The 1,641-nt window shown below is 66.9% G+C and carries 1 protein-coding gene and 1 pseudogene; both read left to right on the top strand.

Annotated elements, in window-relative coordinates; all coding sequences use genetic code 11:
- The first annotated feature begins 41 nt into the window (after window positions 1-41).
- Window positions 42-1,409: a hypothetical protein gene (locus DYI24_RS26190; protein WP_164574383.1), complete on the top strand. Its 1,368-nt coding sequence runs from the start codon at window positions 42-44 to the stop codon at window positions 1,407-1,409.
- Window positions 1,410-1,413: 4 nt separating this feature from the next.
- A pseudogene (locus DYI24_RS26195) lies at window positions 1,414-1,641 on the top strand (hypothetical protein); the annotation flags it as partial.

The raw sequence follows: 1,641 nt of genomic DNA on the forward strand, positions 1-1,641 counted from the left end.
GCGTTGGCCGTGCGCAGCATGCGCACATTGTGGATGTCCAGATGCCCGAAGCCGCTCCTCCGGCCGCAAGTTCCCCCTCGCTCTCGTCCTCTTCACCCGCATCATCTCTCGTCCCCGCATCGCTGTTGCTGTCGCGCGGCGTGGTTCGGCTCGAAGTGATGCTGAAGCTAACCACTGCGATCCTGGCGCTGGCCGCCGGCGTCTATACCTATCTCGGGGTGCGCGACCTGCTGAACGGCAGTGCCACCACGGTGTTCTTCGCCGCGCTGATCTATTCAGTCGCAGTGTCGGTCGGCATCTACGCCTTCTGGGTGTTCCTGATGCAGTTCATGCCACACGTCGTCGATCGCGCCGGTCGCTGGCTGATGTTCGGATGCATGCTGCTCGGCTCGCTGATGATCGTGGCGATGTCGTCTTGGCTGAATGCGTCGGCGCTGGCCGGCGCTGCGGCGATCCGGCAGCATCTGGCGATCACCGTGCAGGACTACACCCGCGATCTCGATGCCGCCAACACCAACGCCATCGCTGCGCAAGGGCTGCTGCCCGATATCCAGATCGCCGCATCGCGCTTTGCCAAGCTGGCGGAAGCCGAGCGCACCGGATCGCTCACCGGGACCTCCGGCTCCGGCACTGTGGTGCAGTTAATGACCCAGATGTCGAGCCAGCTCGACAGTCTCGGCAAGGAGGTTGAAGCCTCCGGCAAGCGCGTCTCGACGCTGTTCGAAGAGGGCGGCAAGCACCTCGCCAAGATGCGAGAGCTGGTGTCCGACCGCGGCCCGATCGGCGAGCGCAGCGACGGCTTCGCGACCGAATCCCTGGCTTTGATGGGTGTGATCGCCAATCTTCAGCAGACCTCGGTGGCGCCGGCGGTGAAGCGCGCCGCGACCTCGCTGTCGTCGTCGTTCATCGCCCCGGCCGCGAGCGGCCGTAGCCTCGATCTTGCCGACCGGCAGACGGCGGTGGTCGGCAAGGTGGAAGGCGCCGTGGCGGCGCAGGCTACGTCACTCGCGGCGGCGGCCGATGCGATCCTCGACCGACCCAAGATCGAGCCGGCACGATTCCAGGCGATGTCTCCGGCCGAGGCGGTTTTGCGCTATGCCGGTGACTTCATCCCGAGCTGGGCCGGCGCGATCTCGATCGACCTGATGCCGGCCGTGCTGGTGTTGATCCTCTGCGTCGTGCACAGCGCGATCCGCCGGGAAGGGCTGCCCGCCTCGCACGCATCCACCATGACAGCGGCCGAACTGATGGCGGCACTGAGGATGGCGCGCGAAGTGGAGCAGGCGAGCCGTGCGGCTGCTGATCCGGCCACGCCGATCGTGACGGATCAGCCTGCGCCAGTGGTCGAACCTGCGGCTGCGACCGACGAGAACGTCACCGCGCTGGTCTCGGCGCGTCACGTCAAGTAGCCGCATGGCCACGCTGTCACAGCGCGTTCACCTCTGGCTGTCGGGCAATCCGGAAGATGCAGTGCTGCGCCTGATCTTTCGGCTGCTGATCATCGCCACCATTGCGGCGCTCGGCTACGATCTCGCCGGCACGCAAGCCGGCGGAGAGGGCGACACGAGTCAGGAGACCGCGCCGTTCAGCCTGCCGTCACTGCCTGCGGTGCTGTCGCCGTGGCCGCCCGACGGCGACCCG

It is taken from the genome of Rhodopseudomonas sp. BR0C11 (genome assembly GCF_010820945.1).
GTDB classification, from domain to species: domain Bacteria; phylum Pseudomonadota; class Alphaproteobacteria; order Rhizobiales; family Xanthobacteraceae; genus Rhodopseudomonas; species Rhodopseudomonas palustris_H.